This is a genomic window from Streptomyces sp. OZ13, from assembly GCF_052068155.1.
In the GTDB taxonomy this organism is placed as follows: domain Bacteria; phylum Actinomycetota; class Actinomycetes; order Streptomycetales; family Streptomycetaceae; genus Streptomyces.
In genome coordinates this window covers 57,962-77,076 of the sequence record NZ_JBQHCZ010000015.1, presented here as the reverse complement: position 1 = coordinate 77,076, position 19,115 = coordinate 57,962, and the positions used below count along the sequence as shown (strand labels likewise).

The following is a 19,115-nucleotide window of genomic DNA, read 5'->3' as shown; positions in this document are numbered from 1 at the left end:
TACGCCCCGGCTCGACGGCGAGGATCCTCCGCAACGGTGGCCCGGACGACAGCCGTCACCGGACCGAGCGGCCACGACGCGGGGCCGAGCGGCCCTCGCCCACCGAGCACCGCTCCCCGATGCTGGACGGCATCGGGCGGCCGCGGTGGCCGTGCCCGCCGAACCGTACGGAGGCTCTCCATGACCCGCGCGATAACGGCAGGCGTAGACGGATCTCCGGAGAGTCTGGCGGCGGCCGACTGGGCGGCACGCGAAGCCACGCTCCGTGGGGTCCCGCTCCGCATCGTGCACGCCTGGCTCTGGCAGCCATTGGACGTGCCGGTCGTCCAGGACCGGGAGGCGCAGGCCATGTCCGCGAACGCCGTCGTGCACGAAGCCGAGACCCATGTGCTCGGCCGGTACCCGGGACTTTCCGTCACGGGCGAAGTGGTGCCGGACGTGCCCGCTTCCGCTCTGCTGGGCGAGGCGGAGAAGTCCGACATGCTGGTGCTCGGTTCCAGGGGGCACGGGGCGCTGATGGGCTTCCTCCTCGGCTCGTACGGCCAGCAGGTGATCGCCGCCGCGACGATTCCCGTCGTGTCGGTCCGCAACCGGGGCAAGGAGATGCCCGAGGCGGACAACGGCGAGGTCGTCGTGGGCCAGCAGGGTCCGCCGGAGGACAGCGAGCCGGTGCTGCGCTTCGCGTTCGAGGCGGCTGCCGCACGAGGCGTCCCGGTTCGCGCGGTACGCGCCTGGAGTCTGCCGCCGTTCTTCGCCTACAGCCCCGGGTCGCTGCGGCTCGTCGACGAGGCGGGAGGGCTCGTGCCGTTCGAGGAGAAGGCGCTTCGGGAAGCACTCATGCCCTGGCGTGAGCGGTTCCCCTCCGTAGCGGTGACGGAGCATGTGGAGATCGGAAGCCCGGGGCAGGTCCTGCTGTGGGCCGCCTCGCGCGCCGGGCTTCTGGTGGTGGGCCGCCGGGTGCGCCGCTCTCCCGTGGGCACCCGCATCGGATCCGTCGCCCACGCTGCCCTCCACCACGCCCCCTGTCCCGTGGCGGTGGTCCCGCCCTCCTGACGGCCGATCGCTCAGCTGCTGGCCGATCTCCCGGTTGATCATTGCCATCGCGGCACCGTCTCATCCGTCCGATGCCTGTGGCGACGCGCGCCGGAACCCTCGGGCGGGGGCCCGGGCCGGACCGTCGCAGGAAGGAGCGGACTCACGTGGCGGTGCGGCAGTGCACGCTGACGGCGTAGCCGCAGCCTTGGTAATAGGGGTCGCCGCTCCAGGTGGCGTAGCGTTGCCTCAAGGTCAGTCCGGCCTGGGTACACCAGTGGTCGAACTCCGTGAGGGTCACCGGCGGTTCCGGCAGCGGCAGGTGCGCTGCGTCCAGTCCCATGCCCGTGACCAGCAGACCGCCTGGGCGCAGTGCGCCGGCCAGTTGCCGGACAACCAGGGGTTCGGTGCCGGGCGCCAGCAGGGGGATGACGTTTCCGGCGGCGAGCGCCAGGTCGAAGTCCTGCTTCAGGCCGAGGGTGTCCAGACGGGCCAGGTCACCGAGGAGCCATTCCTGCGTGGGGGCGTTTCGGCGGGCTACGGCGAGCATCGAGGAGTCGACGTCCACGCCGGTGCAGTGGTGGCCCAGCTCCGCGAGTCGGACAGCGACCCGACCGGTGCCGCAGCCGGCGTCGAGTACCCGGGCGGCGGGCTTCAGCAATGCGGTGCAGAAGGTGGCTTCGCCGTGGATGTCGTGACCTGATTCGGCGAGCTGCGCGAAACGCTGAGCGTACTCCTCTCCAGATCGTCCACCGGTCAGTTCCGCCCAACGGTCGCGTTGCCCAGTCATGTTCAAAAGTGCCTTCCGGTCAGCCTCGCCCAGCAGGAGCGAAGACGGTGCCATCACACTATGTGCGACCGTAGGTGAGCACCTCGCGGGATGTCCGGGTCGTCCCCTCGTCACCCGGGGTTGCACCGCTCATCCCAGCGCCCGGTCGAGGTTGAATGCCGCGCTGATCAGGGCGAGATGCGTGAACGCCTGCGGGAAGTTGCCGTTCTGCTCGCCGGTGTGGCCGATTTCTTCCGCGTACAGCCCGAGATGGTTTGCGTACGTGAGCATCTTCTCGAACGCCAGCTGCGCGTCCTCGAGGCGTCCGGCGCGGCTGAGTGCCTCGACGTACCAGAAGGAGCAGATCGAGAACGTGCCTTCCTCACCCCGCAGTCCGTCCGGGCTGGCCTGCGGGTCATATCGGTAGACCAGGGAGTCGGACACCAACTCCTCGCCCAGTGCGTCCAGCGTCGAAAGCCATTTCGGATCAGTCGGGGATATGAATTTCGCCAGCGGCATCATCAGCACGGAGGCGTCGAGGACGCTGTCGCCGTAGTGCTGGAGGAACGCCCTGCGTTCCGCCGACCAACCACTGTCCATGATCTGGCGGTAGATGGCGTCGCGTTGGCCGCTCCAGCGCGCCATGTCGGCCGGCAGCCCGCGATGCTGGGCCAGGCGCATCGCCCGCTCGATCGCCACCCAGCACATCAGGCGCGAGTAGAGGAAGCTCTTGCGTCCGCCACGGGTCTCCCAGATGCCCTCGTCGGGCTGGTCCCAGTTGTCGCAGACCCAGTCGACCAACTCGGAGACGGTGTCCCAGTGTGCGCTGGATATCGGCTCCCCCCACTTGTCGTAGAGATAGATCGAGTCGATGAGGGCTCCGTATATGTCCAGTTGCAGTTGGCCGACCGCGTCGTTGCCCACGCGCACGGGGGCAGAGCCCTGATAGCCCTCGAGATGGGGCAGCTCACGCTCGGGCAGTTCGCGGCGGCCGTCGACGCCGTACATGATCTGCAAGGGACCCGCCCCGGAGTCGGAGAGGTGGGCGAACTCGACCAGGAAGCGCATGAACGCCTGCGCCTCCTCGGTGAAACCGAGCCGGAGAAGCGCATAGACGCAGAAGGCCGAGTCGCGGATCCAGACGTAGCGGTAGTCCCAGTTCCGTTCGCCGCCGATCTGCTCGGGCAGGCTCGTCGTCGGCGCAGCCACAATGGCGCCGGTCGGCACATAGGTGAGCAGTTTGAGCGTCAGCGCGGAGCGGTGCACCATTTCGCGCCAGCGGCCGCGGTAGCGGGACGTGGACAGCCAGCGTCGCCAGTACCGGACGGTGGCCTGGAACAGCTCCTCCGCCTCGGCCACGGCGCAGACTTTCGGGGCCACCGTGTCCCCGATACGGTCGAGCGCGAACACGGCACTCTCGCCCTCGTGGAGTTTGAAGAGCGACCACACGTCCCGTCCGTCGTTCTCCCCCGGCATGCTGGACGTCAGGGCAAGAGAGAGCGAGGCCGACTCGAAGATCACGCAGCCGTGCTCGGTGCGTACGGTGTGCGGCTCGGTGCCGTACCCGAACCGTGGTGAGATCTTGGCCCGGAAGGGCAGTGATCCGCGGACGCAGACCACTCTGCGGATCAGCCGGTGCCGGTCCGCCTCGCGGGAGTCGTCGACGACCGGCATGAAGTCCTGGATCTCGGCCACCCCGTCATCCGCGAAGAAGCGGGTGATGAGCACGTTGGTGTCGGGGAAGTAGAACTGCTTCGTGCGGGCCGGAACGTCCGGCGCGAGCTCGAAGCTCCCTCCCTTCTCGGCATCGAGGATCGAGGCGAAGACGCTGGGAGCGTCGAAGCGGGAGCAGCAGTACCAGTCGATCGTGCCGTTCGTTCCCACGAGAGCGGCACTGCGCAGGTCTCCGATCAGCCCGTGTTCCGAGACCGGCAGGTACCTGCGGGTCTCGGCGCTCCCGGGACTGCGCACCGTAGGGGGTACCTCTTCGCCGCTGAGGGGCTCAGCAGGCACGGTGGCCTCCCTCCGCCGGAGGAGAGTGCGATTTATCAGCTCATTTCATAGTACGGTGCGCATTCGGCCGAGTGTAGGCCGACTCATTCATCACCCTGAGCAACACCCTGTGCGGACCAGACTTCGTCGCAGACTGCAGGACAGCGGAAAGCCTGGGCCTGCATGACGCCCATGTCGCCTCCATACGAGCAGCCTTCATCGACGGCTCGGGGACGACCGCGCTCACCCGCCCCAGGCCCAGTCGGCGATCTCGGGCATGTCGGTGCCGTGTTCGCGGATCCACGCGTGGTGGCGTGTGCGGGCGTCCGCCATGGTCTGCCGGACGGTCACCGCGCGCACGCCGAGTCCCGGGGTGCGGTCGATGACGTCCATCACGAGGCGGTAGCGGTCGAGGTCGTTGCGCACGACCATGTCGAAGGGCGTGGTGGTGGTCCCCATCTCCTTGTAGCCGCGTACATGCAGATGCGCGTGGCCGGTGCGGCGGTAGGCGAGCCGGTGGATCAGCCACGGGTAGCCGTGGTACGCGAAGATCACCGGTTTGCCGGTGGTGAACAGAGCGTCGTACTCCGAGTCCGTCATGCCGTGGGGATGCTCCTCGTGCGGCATGAGGCGGGCCAGGTCGACGACGTTGACGACGCGTACGGCGAGGTCGGGAAGATGGTGGCGGAGCAGATCGGCGGCCGCGAGTACCTCCTGCGTGGGGACGTCGCCCGCACAGGCCAGCACCACATCCGGCTCCTGGCCGGCGCTCTCGGTGCCCGCCCATTCCCAGACACCCGCGCCGCGCGCGCAGTGGAGGCGGGCCTCGTCGAGCGAGAGCCAGTCGAAGCAGGGCTGCTTGCCGGCGACGATCACGTTGACGTAGTCGCGGCTGCGCAGCGCGTGGTCGGCGACGGACAGCAGGGTGTTGGCGTCCGGCGGCAGGTAGACCCGTACGACTTCGGGGCTCTTGTTGAGGACGTGGTCGACGAAGCCGGGGTCCTGATGGGAGAAGCCGTTGTGGTCCTGGCGCCAGACGTGGCTGGTCAGCAGGTAGTTGAGGGAGGCGACGGGGGCACGCCAGGGCAGGGACCTGGACGTCCTGAGCCACTTGATGTGCTGGTTGACCATCGAATCGACGATATGGACGAAGGCCTCGTAGCAGGAGAACAACCCGTGCCGGCCGGTGAGGAGGTAGCCCTCCAGCCAGCCCTGGCAGGTGTGTTCGGAGAGGATCTCCATCACGCGGCCGTGCCGGTCCAGATGCTCATCGGTCTCGAGGGTCCGGGCCTGCCAGGCCTTGCCGCTGGCGTCGTAGACCGCCTCGAGTCGGTTCGAGGCCGTCTCGTCCGGTCCGACGAGCCGGAAGTCGCGCCGGCCCGCGGTGGCCGCCATGACGCTTTCGAGCAGATCGCCCAGAACCCGGGTCGGCTCGTGCAGGGTCGCGCCGGGCTTGTCGACGGGTACGGCGAACTCTTCGAGCGGTTGGACGGGCAGTTCCCGCAGGAGCAGGCCGCCGTTGGCGTGCGGAGTCGCGCCGAGCCTGCGGCTGCCTTCGGGCACGCAGGCCAGGACCTGGGGCCGGGGCCGGCCGTACTCGTCGAAGAGTTCCTCGGGCCGGTACGAGCGCAGCCATTCCTCCAACTGGGCGAGGTGGGCGGGGTTGTCCCGTACGCCCGCGAGCGGGACCTGGTGCGCTCGCCAGGTTCCTTCGACCGGCAGGCCGTCGACCTCGGCCGGACCGGTCCATCCCTTGGGCGTACGCAGCACGATCACGGGCCATCGCGGGCGTACGACCGTGCCGCCGGTCCGCGCTTCGCGCTGGATCCGGGCGATGCTCCCGAGGGCGGCATCCATCGCGGCGGCCATGGCGCGGTGCACCGCGACGGGGTCGTCGCCGGTGACGTGCAGCGGCTCGTGCCCGTAGCCGCGCAGCAGCTCGTCGAGCTCCGCTTCGGGCAGCCGGGCGAGCACCGTAGGGTTGGCGATCTTGTAACCGTTGAGGTGGAGCACCGGCAGGACGGCGCCGTCGTGTACGGGGTCGAGGAACTTGTTGGAGTGCCACGAGGCCGCGAGCGGGCCGGTCTCGGCCTCGCCGTCACCGATGACACAGGTGACCAGCAACTCCGGGTTGTCGAGCGCGGCGCCGTAGGCGTGCGAGAGGGCGTAGCCCAGTTCGCCGCCCTCGTGAATGGACCCGGGGGTCTCGGGTGCGACGTGGCTGGGGACCCCACCGGGGAAGGAGAACTGCCGGAACAGCCGCTCCATACCGGCTTCGTCCCGGCTCACGTCCGGGTAGGTCTCGCTGTAACTGCCCTCCAGCCAGGAGTTCGCCAGCACGGCGGGACCGCCGTGCCCCGGCCCCCAGATGCACAGCGCGGAGAGGTCCCGCCGCCGGATGACCCGGTTCATGTGCGTGTGGACGAGGTTGAGCCCGGGGGACGTGCCCCAGTGCCCCAGCAGCCGCGGCTTGATGTGCGTCGGCTCCAGAGGCCGCCTGAGCAGCGGATTGCCCATCAGATAGATCTGCCCGACCGACAGGTAGTTGGCGGCCCTCCAGTGGGCGTCGAGCGCGGCGAGCTCCTCGTCGGACAGCTCGGAGCGATCCTGACGCTTGGCCTTGCGCATGCGTTTCCTCCGTCGACGAGCCGGGGCTTCTCCGGCGTGCCGACCCGCACCGGTTCGGTTCCGGCCGCTCCACGCCGAACAGCTCAGCTCTCCACTGCGTCCACTTCCGGACCGGGATTCTTCCGCGCCCGTCGCCGCCATGGTCGTCGAGATGCTCTCTCCGCGCACGGTGACACAGCCGGACGGCGCCGAAGGAGGGACCGTCCGGCCCCGCTACGGGCCCTCAGCTCGACGGCGGACGGTCGTGCGGAGGTGCCTGAGGCCGGGTGTCCGGCGTCCGCGACGGCGGCCGGGACGTGGGCGTCCCCGAGCCGGCCGGTCAGCGTCGCACCCGGGGCATCCCCAGTCCGATCCACGCGATGATCTCGCGCTGGATCTCGTTGTTGCCGCCGCCGAAGGTGAAGATCACGGCCGTGCGGTAGCCGCGTTCCAGTTCGCCGGCGAGGACCGCGCCCGCCGAACCTTCCTTGAGGGGGCCCGCTGCGCCGACGATCTCCATCAGCCAGGCGTAGGCGTCGCGCCGGGCCTCCGAGCCGTAGACCTTGACCGCGGAGGCGTCCTGCGGGGTGAGGGTGCCGTCCTGGACGGCGTTCACCATCTGCCAGTTGAGCAGTTTCATGGCGTCGAGCCGCGTGTGGGTGCGGGCGAGACGGCCGCGCACCCAGCCGAGGTCGATCACGCGGCGGCCGTCGGTGAGCTTGGTGTCGGCGGCCCAGCGCTGGACGTCGCGCAGTGCGCGGATGGCCATGGTGCCGTGGGCGGCGAGGGTGACCCGCTCGTGGTTGAGCTGGTTGGTGATCAGCCGCCAGCCCTTGTTCTCCTCCCCCACCCGGTTGGCGACGGGAACGCGCACGTTGTCGTAATAGCTCGCGGTGGTGTCGTGCGAGGCGAGGGTGTTGATCAGGGTGCAGGAGTAGCCGGGGTCGGTCGTCGGTACGAGCAGCATGGTGATGCCCTTGTGGGGCGGGGCCTCGGGATCGGTGCGGACGGCGAGCCAGATCCAGTCGGCGGTGTCGCCGTTGGTGGTCCAGATCTTCTGTCCGTCGACGACGTACGTGTCCCCGTCCCGCACGGCACGGGTCCTGAGGGCGGCGAGGTCGGTGCCGGCGTCCGGTTCGCTGTAGCCGATGGCGAAGTCGATCTCGCCGGAGAGGATCTTCGGCAGGAAGTACGCCTTCTGCTCGTCCGTGCCGAACTGCATGATCGTCGGGCCGACGGTGTTGAGTGCCATCAGGGGCAGCGGCACTCCGGCCTGGGCCGCCTCGTCGAAGAAGATGAACTGCTCCATGGGGCTCAGACCGCGGCCGCCGTACTGTTCGGGCCAGCCGACGCCGAGCCAGCCGTCGGAGCCGAGCCGTCGGATGGTGCGACGGTAGAAGCGTTTCCTGGCGGCCGGCTCGGCGTACCGGGCGTAGGCGTTGTCGGGGACGATCCCCGCGAAGTACCTGCGCAGTTCTGCGCGTAACTGTTCCTGCTGCGGCGTGTATTGAAGGTGCACGGCCCCTCCAGGCGTCTCGCGGTGCGCCCCTTGCGCGGCGGCGCGCACACACTAGAACGTGTTGCAAGAATCCGGAAGGGCCGTGCCCGGGCGCGCTAACGCGAGGCGTAGACGGCTTCGACGAGGGCCATCTTGCGCGGGTCGTCCGCGATGTGCGGGCCCATGCGGTTCATCACGTACCCCATGGCCATGCCGGCTTCGGGGTCGGCGAGTCCGCAGGAGCCGCCGAAGCCGTCGTGGCCGAAGGCCCGGGGGTTGGGCCCGTACGAGCCGTTCCTGCCGCTCAGCCAGAGGCCGAGGCCGGCCTCGGTGTCGTGCGCGAAGCCGGCCGCGAGGACCAGATCGCGGCAGCCGCCCTGGCCTTCGCGCACCCGTTCCGCCGCCTCCCGCGACAGCACCCGGTGCCCGTCGGGCTGCTCCTGTCCGGCGAGGATGCCGTACAGCGCGGCGACCGCGCGGGCGGTGCCGTGGCCGTTGGCGGCGGGTATCTCGGCGGCCCGCCACCCGGCGGAGTTCGCCGCACCGGCGCCGGTGGGCGGGTTGGCCAGGGCGGCGACCGCGACGGGCTCGAGCCGGGCGAATGCCGCCGCCTGTTCACTGCTCCCGGCGGCCACCGGGTGCACCAGCTCGGCGGCCCGGCCGAAGTCCCGCTCCGGCAGGCCGATGGTGAAGTCGATGCCCAGCGGTCCGGTGATCTCCTGCCGCAGGAACTCGCCCGGCAGCAGCCCGCTGACCCGGCGCACCACCTCCCCCACGAGGTGGCCGTAGGTGATCGCGTGGTAGCCGGAGCGGGTGCCGGGCTCCCACCAGGGCTCGGTCGCGGCCAGCCGGGCGCAGGTCAGTTCCCAGTCGTAGAGCTGCTCGAGCGAGTGCGGCTCACGCAGTCCGGCGAGGCCCGCCCGGTGCGAGAGCAGATGGCGCACGAGGACGCCCTTCTTGCCCGCCGCCGCGAACTCGGGCCAGTAGTCGGCCACCGGCGCGTCCAGGTCGAGCAGCCCGCGGTCGGCGAGGACGTGGGCGCACAGGGCGGTCGGCCCCTTGGTCGTGGACCACACGTTCACCACGGTGTCGCTCCGCCACGGCGCGGTCCGGGCCTCGTCCGCCCAGCCGCCCCACAGGTCGACGACCGTTTCGCCGCCGACGAGGACGGTCACGGCGGCGCCGAGCTCACCCCGTTCGGTGAAGTTCTCCTCGAAGGCGGCGCGGACCGCCGAGAATCGCTCGTCGCAGTGGCCTTCGATCGTGAGGGGTCGCTCCGCGCTGCTGGGTCGCTCCGCCATGTCCGGGATTCCTCCGTCACCTCGTCCGTGCACGTCGGATCGAACATACCGACTGGTCGGACTGAGAGGGAAGGGTGCGTACGGGCGTTCGCCGCCGGTGAGCGAGGATGGACCCGCACGAACCCGGACCCGGAAGGACGACGCGATGCCCCTCGACGTTTCCGCACCGCTGCGCGAAGGCTCGGCACCCGACGGCTCGGTGCTGCTGCGCGCCGAAGGGCACGCCGGGTACATCACGCTCAATCGCCCCCGGGCCATCAACGCGCTCACCCACACCATGGTGCGCACCGTCGACGCGGCGCTCGAAGCCTGGGAGCACGACGACGACATCGCCGTCGTGGTCGTCTCCGGCGCCGGTGAGCGAGGGCTCTGCGCCGGTGGGGACATCCGCGCCATCCACGACGACGCGCGCGCCGGCGGCCGGGCGTCGGTGGCCTTCTGGCGGGACGAGTACCGGCTCAACGCGCGGATCGCCCGCTTCGCCAAGCCGTACGTGGCGCTGATGGACGGCATCGTGATGGGCGGCGGCGTCGGGGTGTCCGCGCACGGCAGCGTCCGGGTCGTCACGGAACGCTCGGCCGTCGCCATGCCGGAGACCGGGATCGGCTTCGTGCCGGACGTCGGCGGCACCCATCTGCTGGCGCGGGCGCCCGGCGAACTCGGCACCCACCTGGCGCTCACCGGTGACGCGGTCGGCGCCGGCGACGCGCTGCTGCTCGGCCTGGCCGACCACTTCGTGCCCGGCGGCCGCCTCGCCGGCTTCGCCGGGTTCCTCCGGTCGGCGGATCCCGCGCAGGCGCTGCGCCGGTACGCGGCCGAGGCCCCGGCGGCGGAACTCGCCGCCCACCGCGGGTGGATCGACCACTGCTACGCCGCCGGGTCCGCGGAGGAGATCGTCGAACGGCTGTCGGACTGCGGGGAGCCCGCCGCCAAGGAGGCCGCGGAGACCATCCTGAGCAGGTCGCCCACCGCTGTGAAGGTGACCCTCGCCGCGGTGCGCCGCGCCCGCGAGCTGGGCGCGCTCGAACCGGTTCTGGAGCAGGAGTTCCGGGTCTCCTGCACGGCCCTCGCCTCGCCGGACCTGGTCGAAGGCATCCGCGCCCAGCTCATCGACAAGGACCGCGACCCGCGGTGGTCGCCCGCGCGGCTCGACGCGGTCCCTGAGAGGGACGTCGAACGCCACTTCGCCCCTCTCGCGGCGGGCGAGCCGGGCCTCGGACTCGCGGACTGACCCCGGAGACACGGCCCTTGCCCTCGTCCGCGTCCGTCCGGGGCCACGGCCGTGGATGGGTAGGGGACGGTAGGACCCCGCCCCCTACCGCGTCACGCCGCCCTGTCCCGCAGCGTCACCACGCTCCGGCGTACCTCGGTGATCGTGCCGTTCACCGTCACCGCCAGCGTGAACTCCCCGGAACGCAGCGCCGTGAGGCGGCCCGTCGCCGGGTCGAAGGCGGCCACGTGGCGGCCCCGCGCGCCGTCCGCCGGGCCGATGTGGACGTTGGGCGAGCCGGACCAGTCCGCGCTGACGGGGAACGCCACGGGAACGCGGCGCGTGCCCTGGACGACCGTCGCCTTCGCGTCCCCGCTCTCGCCGGGCCGCAGCGCGGCGGGCGCCTCCAGTTCGAGCCCGTCCACGTGCGTGCGGGTCTGGACGGAGAGCCAGTCGGGGCGGGCCGCCCACGGCGCCCGGCGCGCCGCCGCCTGCTCGGCGCGGGAGACGTCGTCGACGCCGACGAGCGACCAGCCCGTGAAGCCTCCCTCGTCCGCCGGACCGGCCGGTGCCTTGCCGGAGTTGCCGTTGACGAGGTACGGCACGCCGTCGACGTGCGCGGCGTGGAAGACGCCGACATGGCTGCCGATCAGCGCCGCGCCCTTGCCGGTCGTACGGCGGAACTCCGCCAGCCAGTTCTCGATCAGCGCGGCCTCCTTGCGGTCGCCGAGCCGGCTGGCCTGCTGGACGGTCGGGTCACGCGGCGGGACGTGCTCGACGACCATCACGGACCCGATGCCCGCGTCGGCCGCCGCCGCGTCGAGCTGGGCGCGGAGCTCCTTGATCTGGGCGAGTCCGCCTCCGCGCAGGGTCAGGCTCGAGGTGTCCAGGGTGACGAAGCGGGTGCCCCGGTGGTCGAACGTGCGCTGCGGGGGCCCGAACTCGGCGACGAAGTTGTCGATCTTCCCGCCCATCACCTCGTGGTTGCCGGGCACGTAGTACCAAGGCAGGTCGTCCCCCAGTTCCTCGTCGAGGACACGGCGGGCGAACGCCAGGTCGGCCGGTGAGCCCTCGTCGACGAGGTCGCCGTTGACGACGAGGAAGTCGGGCCGTGCCGCCTTGATCTCCCGGAGGGTCCGTCGGGCCTGGGCGACGATCGGGCTGTCCGGGGCGCGGGCGACGAACTGGGCGTCGGACATGACGGCGAACTGCCAGTCGCGCCCTTCCGTGACGGCCGCTGGATCGATCAGGGGGTCGACGACGGGAGGCACGCGGGGCAGGTCGACCGCGGGGGGCACCTGCGCGTCGAGTCCGTCGATGATGATCCCTCCGGTGTACTGCCGGTTCGCGGCGGTCTCCGCCAGGTAGAACCGGTGCACCGCCAGCGGCATCGCCGCGCCCTGGGGCACTTCGAACTTCACCTGCCGCCACCCGGTCCAGGTGACGTAGGGCCCGCGCAGCAGCTGATCGGACCCCGCGGCGTCCTTCAGGTGGAGGGTGGGCCAGGCGCCGTTGCCGTCGCCCTTGATCCAGAGGGTGAAGGACCTCGGCTGTCCGGCGACCGGGATCCGCTGCGGCGGATTGGCGTAGGCGGCCCTCGTCGCCGTCGACCGGGTGAAGTCGTAGGCGAGGTGGAGGCCGGTGCCGTCGTGTCCGTCCGGTGTCGCCGCGACGGAGCCGCTCGCCCGGGCCTGGCTGAACGTCCACGAGCCGGCGTCGTCGAAGCCGGTGACGGCCTGCTCGGCGAGGCCGACGCTCACGGCGAGCGTGGTGCTCACGCCCCCGGCGGTCGCGGTGATGCGCCCGGCGGTGCCGCCTCCGGTGCGCGCGGTGACGGTGAAGGAGCCGCGTCCGTCGTCGCGGACGTCGAACAGGGCGTGGTCGTAGTCGAGTCGTACGTCGGCGGGCTCGATCGGCGCGCTGTTGCCCTGGGCGTCGAGGCCGAGGACGCCGAAGGTGCCGGCCGTACCGGGGTCGGCGAGGGAGACCCGGCGCGTGGTCGGCTCGATGCGGGCCAGGTCGTCGAGCACCGTGAGCCGGATGCCGCCCTCGGCGCCGGCGCGTTCGGCGCGTACGTCGGTCGTGCCGCTGTGCCGTGCCCGGAAGACGCCGTCCTCGTCGACCCGGCCGACGGAGGGCCGCAGGGCGCGCCAGTGCGGGGCGCCGGCGGCCGGTCCGTACGTCTCGTCGTAGCCCGCGGCGGTGAGCCTGCGGGTGAGCCCGGGGAACACCCGCTCCGGGTGGCCGCCGAGCACCGGGTCGGCGGTGGGGGCCATGGACGCCGGTACGGCGGTCTCGACCCAGTAGCCGCGCAGTGTGCCGCTGCCGTCGGGGGCGGTGAGGGCGAGCCCGTTGGGGACCTCGCGCTCGCTGCCGTCGGAGGGGCTGTTCTCCACCTGGAGCGCGTCACTGCCCGGCTCGCGGGCGACCAGGGTGGACGAACCGCCGCCGTCGAGGTTCAGCGCGCTGTGCGCGCCTGCCTTCTTCATCATCAGGCCGAGCTCGGTGAGGGTGACGCCGCCGCTGTCGGCCTGCCGGCCGTCGACGGTGATGATCTGCATCGCCCGCCCGTCCTGCGAGAAGCCGACGGCGGTGCGGGGCGCGGCGGTGTTGTTGCCGGCGCCGTCGTGGTTCTGGGCGACGCCGTCGACGACGAGGAGTTCACGGCCGCCGACCGCGGTGCGCGGCACGGGGCCGTTGTCCGTACGGGGCCGGTACTCCACCTTCACCGCGTCGCCCGGCCGCAGGGCCGCGAGGACGCCGGCCCCGGCCTCGCGGCCCACGAGGACCGTGGTGCCCGCGGGCACGGCGCCGGTGCCGGGCCGGTCACGCACCTCGACGACCTTGCCGTCGCGTACGACGGCTTCCGCGACTGGCGTCGCCGTGTCGGTGGTGAGGGCGCGGTCGGCCTCGCCCCAGGCCGAGGTGTACGCCCCGATCCCGCCCGCGGGCACGTTGGCGGCGTTGTACGCGCCCAGCGGATGGGTCCCGCCGGGGACGGTGAGGGTGCCCTCGAAGTACATCTGCAGCACCCGGCCCGCGCCTTCCGGGCCGATGCCGACGGCCCGGTGGGCTCCCGGGGCGGGCGAGTGGGTGATCTCGCCGTCCTTGACGCCGGGTCCCTGCGGTGCGCCGGTCTGGTTGATGTCGAAGAAGTCCCCGTTGATGGCGGCGACGGTGCGGCGGCCTTCGCCGGCGTCGTGCCGTGCGGCGAGTTCGGAGACACTGCCGCGGTCGGCGACCTTCCCCGACGACAGGTAGTCGGCCTGTATGCCGCTGCCAAGGTCGACGGAGAGCGCGTCGACGCGGAGCCACTTGTCGGCCTCGAGCCGGTCGTACGAGGTGAGCCGCACGCCGGGTGCGACCGGCCGGGACGCGCGGGCGGTCTCGATGCCGTCGGGGTCGGCGACGGCTGTCTGGCTGCCGCCCGGGGCGCTGGCCGGCGGCGGTGCGACGGGCCTCAGTATGTCGGCGGACTGCCGTGGCGGGGGCGGTGGATCAGCGACGGCGGGGGCGGCGGCCCCCACCACGAGTGCGGACAGCGTCGCGGCCAGCACGACGGTGTGTCTAGCTCTGCCAAGGCCCACAAGTACTCCTGGAGGATGGCTGGTTGAGCGTGCAGTAAGCGCTGTCGGCGGACAGCATCGCCGGGCCAAGAGGATCGCGCCAGAGGTCGGGATGAAGGACGGGAGAACACAAGGAACGCACAGGCATCTTCGCGTGACGGGGCATCAGCACTCCGGGTCACCACGCCGGTGCCGGACGACTGCGACGAGCCGGGTGACGTCCGGTGCCGCCCGGAGTGTCCGCGGCGAGGGACGCTCGCCGCCGCCCTGCCGCCTGCGCTGTGCCGGAGCCGGTTCGCGGCCGTGGTGTCCGAACACCCGGCCGGCGTCGGTGAGTCGGCGGACACGGAAGCGGGAGCCGACGTGCGGCACCCTCGGCGGGGACCGTGAAACGCGGCGTCATGGTCGGTGCCCGGACGGCCGGTTCTACGCCTCCGGCTCGGCGACAAAGGCGGCCGGTGCGGAGGGTGCGTAGACCTCGCGGCCGGTGCGGGAGGTGCGTTGATCTCGTGGCGGTGCGGGAGGTGCGTAGACCGCGCGGCCGGTGCGGGAGGTGCGTAGACCTCGCGGCCGGTCGCCCCGGCATGAGCACCGACCGTCGGTGAGAGCGCCCAGAAGCGCACGTACGCGTACGCCGCCGTTCCTCGGCCGAACCCTGATCGGCCGGACCGGACTCAGCCGGGTGCGGTCCCCGCCGCGCGGTGAACGGTGGCCGGCCGCGACGGCGACGGGATGCGCCGGGGCCGCGTGGACGGCGGCACAGCGGCGTGGTCGGGGACGGCGAAAGGCGGGCGGACCGTCACGGCCCGCCCGCCTGCGTCATGTCAGTGCTGGGCGCTACGGCGCTTACGCGCGGCCCACATGATGCCGCCGCCGGCGAGGATCACCGCGGCAGCCGCTCCGGCGATGACCGGGGTGGCGCTGGAGCCACCGGTCTCGGCCAGACCGCCGCCCGGCGTCCCGGAGTTGGGCGGCGCCGAAGGCGTCGCGGGCGCGCTGGTCGCGGGGGCGCTGGTGGCCGGCGCGCTGGTGCTCGGCGTCTCGCTGGGGGTGGGCGAGGTCTCGCTCGGCGTCGGCGAGGGGGGCGTCGTCGACGGCGTCGGGCTCGGGGTCTCGTCGTCGCAGACCGGCGCCGTCTTGGACTCGTCGCGCGAGAACTGGTCGCCGTCGCCGGCCACGACGATCAGACGGACGGTGAGTTCCTTGTCGTGCTCGGGAAGGTCGAGCTTGTCGTGGAATTCCTTCTTGAAGGTCTTCGTCGGCAGCAGTTCCTTGCCGTCCACCGTGATGGTCACGGTGTTCTCCTCGGTGGGGCTGTACGCGGTCAGGTCGACGCTGACCTCGTCACAGGTCACCGACCACACCGGCGTGTGCGCGATCGCCGGTGCGGCGGAAAGGCCGACGCCGAGCGCGCCGGCCGAAGCGACGGCTATGAGCGCTCCCGTACGCCGCCACGTTCTTCTGGTCTCAGTCACTGATTCCTCCACGATTACCGCGCCAATGCGTCTGGCGGTGCGCGCACAGTACCGCTGACGCCTCATGGCACCACAACCGCCCCATCCCCTTGCGGGAGAGGGCGGCTGAAATCGCGTCAGTCGAGTCCGCGGCGTGTCGCGCGGGTCCACGCGGGCAGAACGAACCAGCACACCACGAACCACACCACCATGGCGACGACGAGCCACAGCGCGATCGTGTCGTCGAGCACGACGCGGAGGATGAGAAGGAGGGCGGCCGCCATCGTGCACAGGAGCAGCACGAGGCCGAGCACGGTCAGGCGGGAGGCCCAGGAGACCGTCTGCGGCTTGAGCCGGCGGCCGGTGAGCATCCGGTGGAACGCCACAGGACCGATGAGCACCCCGGTGGTCGCGGCGCCCAGTACGACGGTCACGGAGTAGATCGTCTGGTCGGTCTGCGACAGATCGACGAAGCGTGGCTGAAACGCGACCGTCAGCAGGAAACCGAAGAGGATCTGCACGCCGGTCTGCGCGACCCGCAATTCCTGGAGCAGGTCGGCCCACCTGCGGTCGGCCCTTTCTTCCTCTGTCTCGTCGCGGCCCCGTACTTCATTTCCCTTTCCATTGCCATTGCCCCTTTTCCGGTCCATTACGCTCAGGCTCCATTCGCATCGGACAGTGTGTGCGGCGGGAAAATGCGGGCACCCGCCGTCATGGAGGTGCAGACAATGGTTCCTATCCTGCTTGTTCTCCTTCTCGCCGTCGTTCTGTTCGGCGCCGGATTCGCGGTGGAGGTCCTGTGGTGGATCGCCCTCGCCGTCCTGGTCATCTGGCTGTTGGGATTCCTGATGCGCAGCACGACGACGGGTGGCGCGCGGTCACGCTGGTACAGGTGGTAGACGAGTGACGAAAGGCCGCTCCTATCGAAGGGCGGCAAGCCGGCGGCCGGCCGGGCCCAGTGCCCGCCGGCCGCCGAGCGCGTCGCCCCACGGGTCGGTGCGTGCCTGTTCGAGCGCGTCCGCGACCGACCACCGCCTGGGGCCCGTCCGCGGGTCGTCCAATTGGTCCCGGCTGATCGGTACGGCGACCGGCGCCCCGGCCTTGGCACGCACGGAGTAGGGCGTCACCGCGGTCTGCGCGTAGCCGTTGCGCTGCACGTCCAGATAGAGCCGGTCGCCGCGGGCCTGTTTGCGCACCGCGGTGGTCAAGTGGTCGGGGTCGCGTCGCGCGAGGGTTTCCGCGACCTCCTGGGCGAAGGCCCGCGCCCCGTCGAAGTCGGTGTCGCCCGACAGGGGCACGATCACATGGAGCCCGCGGGAGCCGGTGGTCATCAGGACCCAGTTGAGGCGCAGATCGTCGAGGAGTTCGCCGAGTTGCCGCGCCGCGCGCCGCACCGTCCCGAAGTCGTCGGCCGTGTCGCCCGAGGGGTCCAGGTCGAACACCAGCCGGTCGGGCCGCTCGAGTCGGCCGGCCCGTGACTGCCAGCGATGGAAGGTGATGCACGCCTGGTCGACCAGGTGCATCAAGGTGGCGGTGTTGTCGCACACGGTGTGGACCACGGTGCCGCCCTCCTTGCCGACCTCCACCCTGCGCACCCAGTCGGGGTAGCTCTCCGGGGTGTTCTTCTGTACGAAGCGGGGTCCGCCGACGCCGTCGGGGTGCCGTTCCAGCATCAGGGGCCGGCCGCGCAGATGCGGCAGCATGTGCGGTGCGATCGCCCGGTAGTACTCGGCGAGACCGGCCTTGGTGATGCCGTCGTCGGGGAAGAGCACCTTGTCCGGCCGCTGGATCTCCACGGTCCGCCCGCCGGCCCGCACGGGGTGGGTCCGCTCCTTGGTCACGGGCGCACCATGGCTTCCGCGACGAGCAGGCGCACGGCCGCGCTGATGGACTCGGCGTCGATGCCGGAGGCGTGCAGTTGTTCGGCGGGCTCGGCGGACGCCGGGATGTTGCGCACGCCGAGCCGTATCAGCCGCGGCATGGGGCGTCCGTCGGAGAACGCTTCGGCCACCGCGTCGCCGAGGCCGCCCTCCGTGCGGTGGTCCTCCACGGTGAGCAGACAGCCGGTGTCGTCGGCGGCGCTCTGCAGGGTGCCCGCGTCGACGGGCTTGACCGAGTAGAGGTCGACGACGCGTACCGGGATGCCTTCCCGTTCGAGGACGGTGGCGGCGGCAAGCGCCTCGTGCACGGTCACTCCCGCGGCGATGACGCACACGCGGTCGCGGTGCGAGGCGCGCAGCACCTTGGAGCCGCCGACGGGGAAGTCCTCCTCCGGGCCGTAGATCACGGGCATGTCGGAGCGGCTGGTGCGCAGGTAGCTCACGTTCGGCAGGTCGGCCATGGCCGCGACGAGCCGTGCGGTCTGGTTGGCGTCGCACGGGTAGAGGACGGTGCTGCCGGGCACCGAACGGAACATCGCGAGGTCCTCGAGTCCCATCTGTGACGGCCCGTCCTGGCCGATGGCGACGCCGGCGTGGGATCCGACGAGGTTGACGGAAGCGCGGCTGACGGCGGCCATGCGTATGAAGTCGTGGGCGCGGGTCAGGAAGGCCGCGAACGTGGCGGCGTAGGGGACGTAGCCGCGTGTGGACATGCCGACGGCGGCGGCCACGAGCTGCTGTTCCGCGATGTAGCACTGGAAGTGGCGGCCGGGATGTGCCTTGGCGAAGTACTCGGTGCGTGTGGAGTCGCCGACCTCGCCGTCGAGTGCGACGACGTCCGTGCGTGCGGAGCCGAGGGCGGCCAGGGCCTGCCCGTAGGCGGTGCGGGTGGCGGCCTTGTCGCCGGTGTCGTACGTGGGGAGGGTGAGGCCTTCGGTGTGCCGCTCGTGCAGGACCCGGGCCGCCGGCGGCTGCTGGACCTGGATCCTGGCGGTGCGCACGCCGCCCAGTTCGGCGATCGCTTCCGACGCGTCGGCCAGGGGCTTGCCGTGCTTGCCCTCCTGGTCCGCCACTGCGGCCACGCCGTGGCCCTTCTCGGTACGGGCGATGACGGCGGCGGGGCGGCCGACCGTGCCGGCGGCCTCCGAGAGGGCGTCGTCGACGGCCCTGACGTCGTGCCCGTCGATCTCGACGGTGTGCCAGCCGAAGGCCTGGAACCGGCGGGCGTACGCGTCGAGGTCCCAGCCGAAGCGGGTGGGGCCGCGCTGGCCGAGCCGGTTCACGTCGAGGATCAGCGTCAGGTTGTCCAGCCGTTCGAACGAGGCGTGTTCCACGGCCTCCCAGACGGAGCCCTCCGCCATCTCGCTGTCGCCGGACAGCACCCACACGCGGTACGGGATCTGGTCCAGTCGCTTGCCGGCGAGGGCCATGCCGACCCCGACGGGCAGTCCCTGGCCGAGCGAGCCCGTGGCCACGTCGACCCAGGGCAGCCGCGGAGTGGGGTGTCCTTCGAGGCGGCTGCCGTGTTTGCGGAAGGTGAGGAGTTCCTCGTCGTCGATGGCCCCGGCCGCCACGTACATGGCGTACAGCAGTGGGGACGCGTGGCCCTTGGAGAGCACGAGCCGGTCGTTGCCCGGGTGTTCGGGCCGGGCGAAGTCGTACCGCAGATGGTGGGCCAGCAGCACGGCACCGAGATCGGCCGCGGACATGGAAGAGGTGGGGTGCCCGGAGCCCGCGGCATCGGCGGCGCGCACCGCGTCGACCCGCAACTGCTGGGCCAGCTCTGTGAGTTGTTCGTCCTGCATC

At 71.5% G+C, this 19,115-nt stretch carries 13 protein-coding genes; 3 read left to right on the top strand and 10 right to left on the bottom strand.

From position 1 onward, the window contains the following. The first annotated feature begins 180 nt into the window (after window positions 1-180). A complete protein-coding gene (locus ACTMTU_RS27895) occupies window positions 181-1,053 on the top strand; it encodes a universal stress protein (RefSeq protein ID WP_441266214.1) in 873 nt (290 codons plus the stop codon). A gap of 142 nt (window positions 1,054-1,195) precedes the next feature. Here the strand turns inward: ACTMTU_RS27895 and ACTMTU_RS27890 are convergent, their stop codons facing one another. The 5 genes from ACTMTU_RS27890 to ACTMTU_RS27870 form a co-directional block, all read right to left on the bottom strand. After that, window positions 1,196-1,822 carry a class I SAM-dependent methyltransferase gene (locus ACTMTU_RS27890; protein ID WP_441266213.1) on the bottom strand — a complete coding sequence of 209 codons (627 nt, stop codon included), beginning with the start codon at window positions 1,820-1,822 and terminating at the stop codon, window positions 1,196-1,198. A gap of 129 nt (window positions 1,823-1,951) precedes the next feature. Then, on the bottom strand, window positions 1,952-3,772 hold the full coding sequence (locus tag ACTMTU_RS27885) for a glycoside hydrolase family 15 protein (protein WP_441266326.1): 1,821 nt from the start codon (window positions 3,770-3,772) through the stop codon (window positions 1,952-1,954). A gap of 264 nt (window positions 3,773-4,036) precedes the next feature. Further along, entirely contained in the window at window positions 4,037-6,421 is a 2,385-nt protein-coding gene (locus tag ACTMTU_RS27880; protein WP_441266212.1) for a phosphoketolase family protein, read from the bottom strand. Between the two features lie 319 nt (window positions 6,422-6,740). Further along, entirely contained in the window at window positions 6,741-7,919 is a 1,179-nt protein-coding gene (locus ACTMTU_RS27875) for an acyl-CoA dehydrogenase family protein (protein ID WP_441266211.1), read from the bottom strand. A gap of 95 nt (window positions 7,920-8,014) precedes the next feature. Further along, a complete protein-coding gene (locus ACTMTU_RS27870) occupies window positions 8,015-9,199 on the bottom strand; it encodes a serine hydrolase domain-containing protein (RefSeq protein WP_441266210.1) in 1,185 nt (394 codons plus the stop codon). A gap of 145 nt (window positions 9,200-9,344) precedes the next feature. Here ACTMTU_RS27870 and ACTMTU_RS27865 point away from each other — a divergent pair, with 145 nt between their 5' ends. Next, complete coding sequence (locus tag ACTMTU_RS27865) at window positions 9,345-10,430, top strand: enoyl-CoA hydratase/isomerase family protein (RefSeq protein ID WP_441266209.1); 1,086 nt, start codon at window positions 9,345-9,347, stop codon at window positions 10,428-10,430. 92 nt (window positions 10,431-10,522) lie between these two features. Here ACTMTU_RS27865 and ACTMTU_RS27860 read toward each other — a convergent pair whose 3' ends face one another. The 3 genes from ACTMTU_RS27860 to ACTMTU_RS27850 all read right to left on the bottom strand — a co-directional run bounded on the left by ACTMTU_RS27860 (window position 10,523) and on the right by ACTMTU_RS27850 (window position 16,079). Then, a complete protein-coding gene (locus ACTMTU_RS27860) occupies window positions 10,523-13,963 on the bottom strand; it encodes a phosphodiester glycosidase family protein (protein ID WP_441266325.1) in 3,441 nt (1,146 codons plus the stop codon). 836 nt (window positions 13,964-14,799) lie between these two features. After that, window positions 14,800-15,450 (bottom strand): LAETG motif-containing sortase-dependent surface protein, encoded by a 651-nt coding sequence (locus tag ACTMTU_RS27855; protein WP_441266208.1) that lies wholly within the window; start codon window positions 15,448-15,450, stop codon window positions 14,800-14,802. A gap of 116 nt (window positions 15,451-15,566) precedes the next feature. Then, a complete protein-coding gene (locus ACTMTU_RS27850) occupies window positions 15,567-16,079 on the bottom strand; it encodes a DUF6328 family protein (RefSeq protein WP_441266207.1) in 513 nt (170 codons plus the stop codon). Window positions 16,080-16,157: 78 nt separating this feature from the next. On the opposite strand from ACTMTU_RS27850, the gene ACTMTU_RS27845 reads away from it, so the two are divergent. Then, window positions 16,158-16,328 (top strand): hydrophobic protein, encoded by a 171-nt coding sequence (locus ACTMTU_RS27845; protein ID WP_441266206.1) that lies wholly within the window; start codon window positions 16,158-16,160, stop codon window positions 16,326-16,328. A 21-nt stretch (window positions 16,329-16,349) separates the two neighbouring features. Here ACTMTU_RS27845 and ligD read toward each other — a convergent pair whose 3' ends face one another. Further along, on the bottom strand, window positions 16,350-17,270 hold the full coding sequence (ligD, locus tag ACTMTU_RS27840; protein WP_441266205.1) for a non-homologous end-joining DNA ligase: 921 nt from the start codon (window positions 17,268-17,270) through the stop codon (window positions 16,350-16,352). Continuing rightward, window positions 17,267-19,114, bottom strand: coding sequence for a transketolase (locus ACTMTU_RS27835; RefSeq protein WP_441266204.1), 1,848 nt, complete (start codon window positions 19,112-19,114; stop codon window positions 17,267-17,269). Before ACTMTU_RS27835 ends, ligD begins: the two co-directional genes overlap by 4 nt. Window position 19,115 lies beyond the last annotated feature (1 nt).

Excerpts from the sequence above, each read along its gene's own strand:
- ACTMTU_RS27870 (WP_441266210.1), bottom strand. The coding sequence starts at position 9,199 with ATGGCGGAGCGACCCAGCAGCGCGGAGCGACCCCTCACGATCGAAGGC.
- ACTMTU_RS27835 (WP_441266204.1), bottom strand. The coding sequence starts at position 19,114 with ATGCAGGACGAACAACTCACAGAGCTGGCCCAGCAGTTGCGGGTCGAC.
- ACTMTU_RS27850 (WP_441266207.1), bottom strand. The coding sequence starts at position 16,079 with ATGGACCGGAAAAGGGGCAATGGCAATGGAAAGGGAAATGAAGTACGG.
- ACTMTU_RS27880 (WP_441266212.1), bottom strand. The coding sequence starts at position 6,421 with ATGCGCAAGGCCAAGCGTCAGGATCGCTCCGAGCTGTCCGACGAGGAG.
- ACTMTU_RS27845 (WP_441266206.1), top strand. The coding sequence starts at position 16,158 with ATGGTTCCTATCCTGCTTGTTCTCCTTCTCGCCGTCGTTCTGTTCGGC.
- ACTMTU_RS27865 (WP_441266209.1), top strand. The coding sequence starts at position 9,345 with ATGCCCCTCGACGTTTCCGCACCGCTGCGCGAAGGCTCGGCACCCGAC.
- ACTMTU_RS27895 (WP_441266214.1), top strand. The coding sequence starts at position 181 with ATGACCCGCGCGATAACGGCAGGCGTAGACGGATCTCCGGAGAGTCTG.
- ACTMTU_RS27890 (WP_441266213.1), bottom strand. The coding sequence starts at position 1,822 with ATGACTGGGCAACGCGACCGTTGGGCGGAACTGACCGGTGGACGATCT.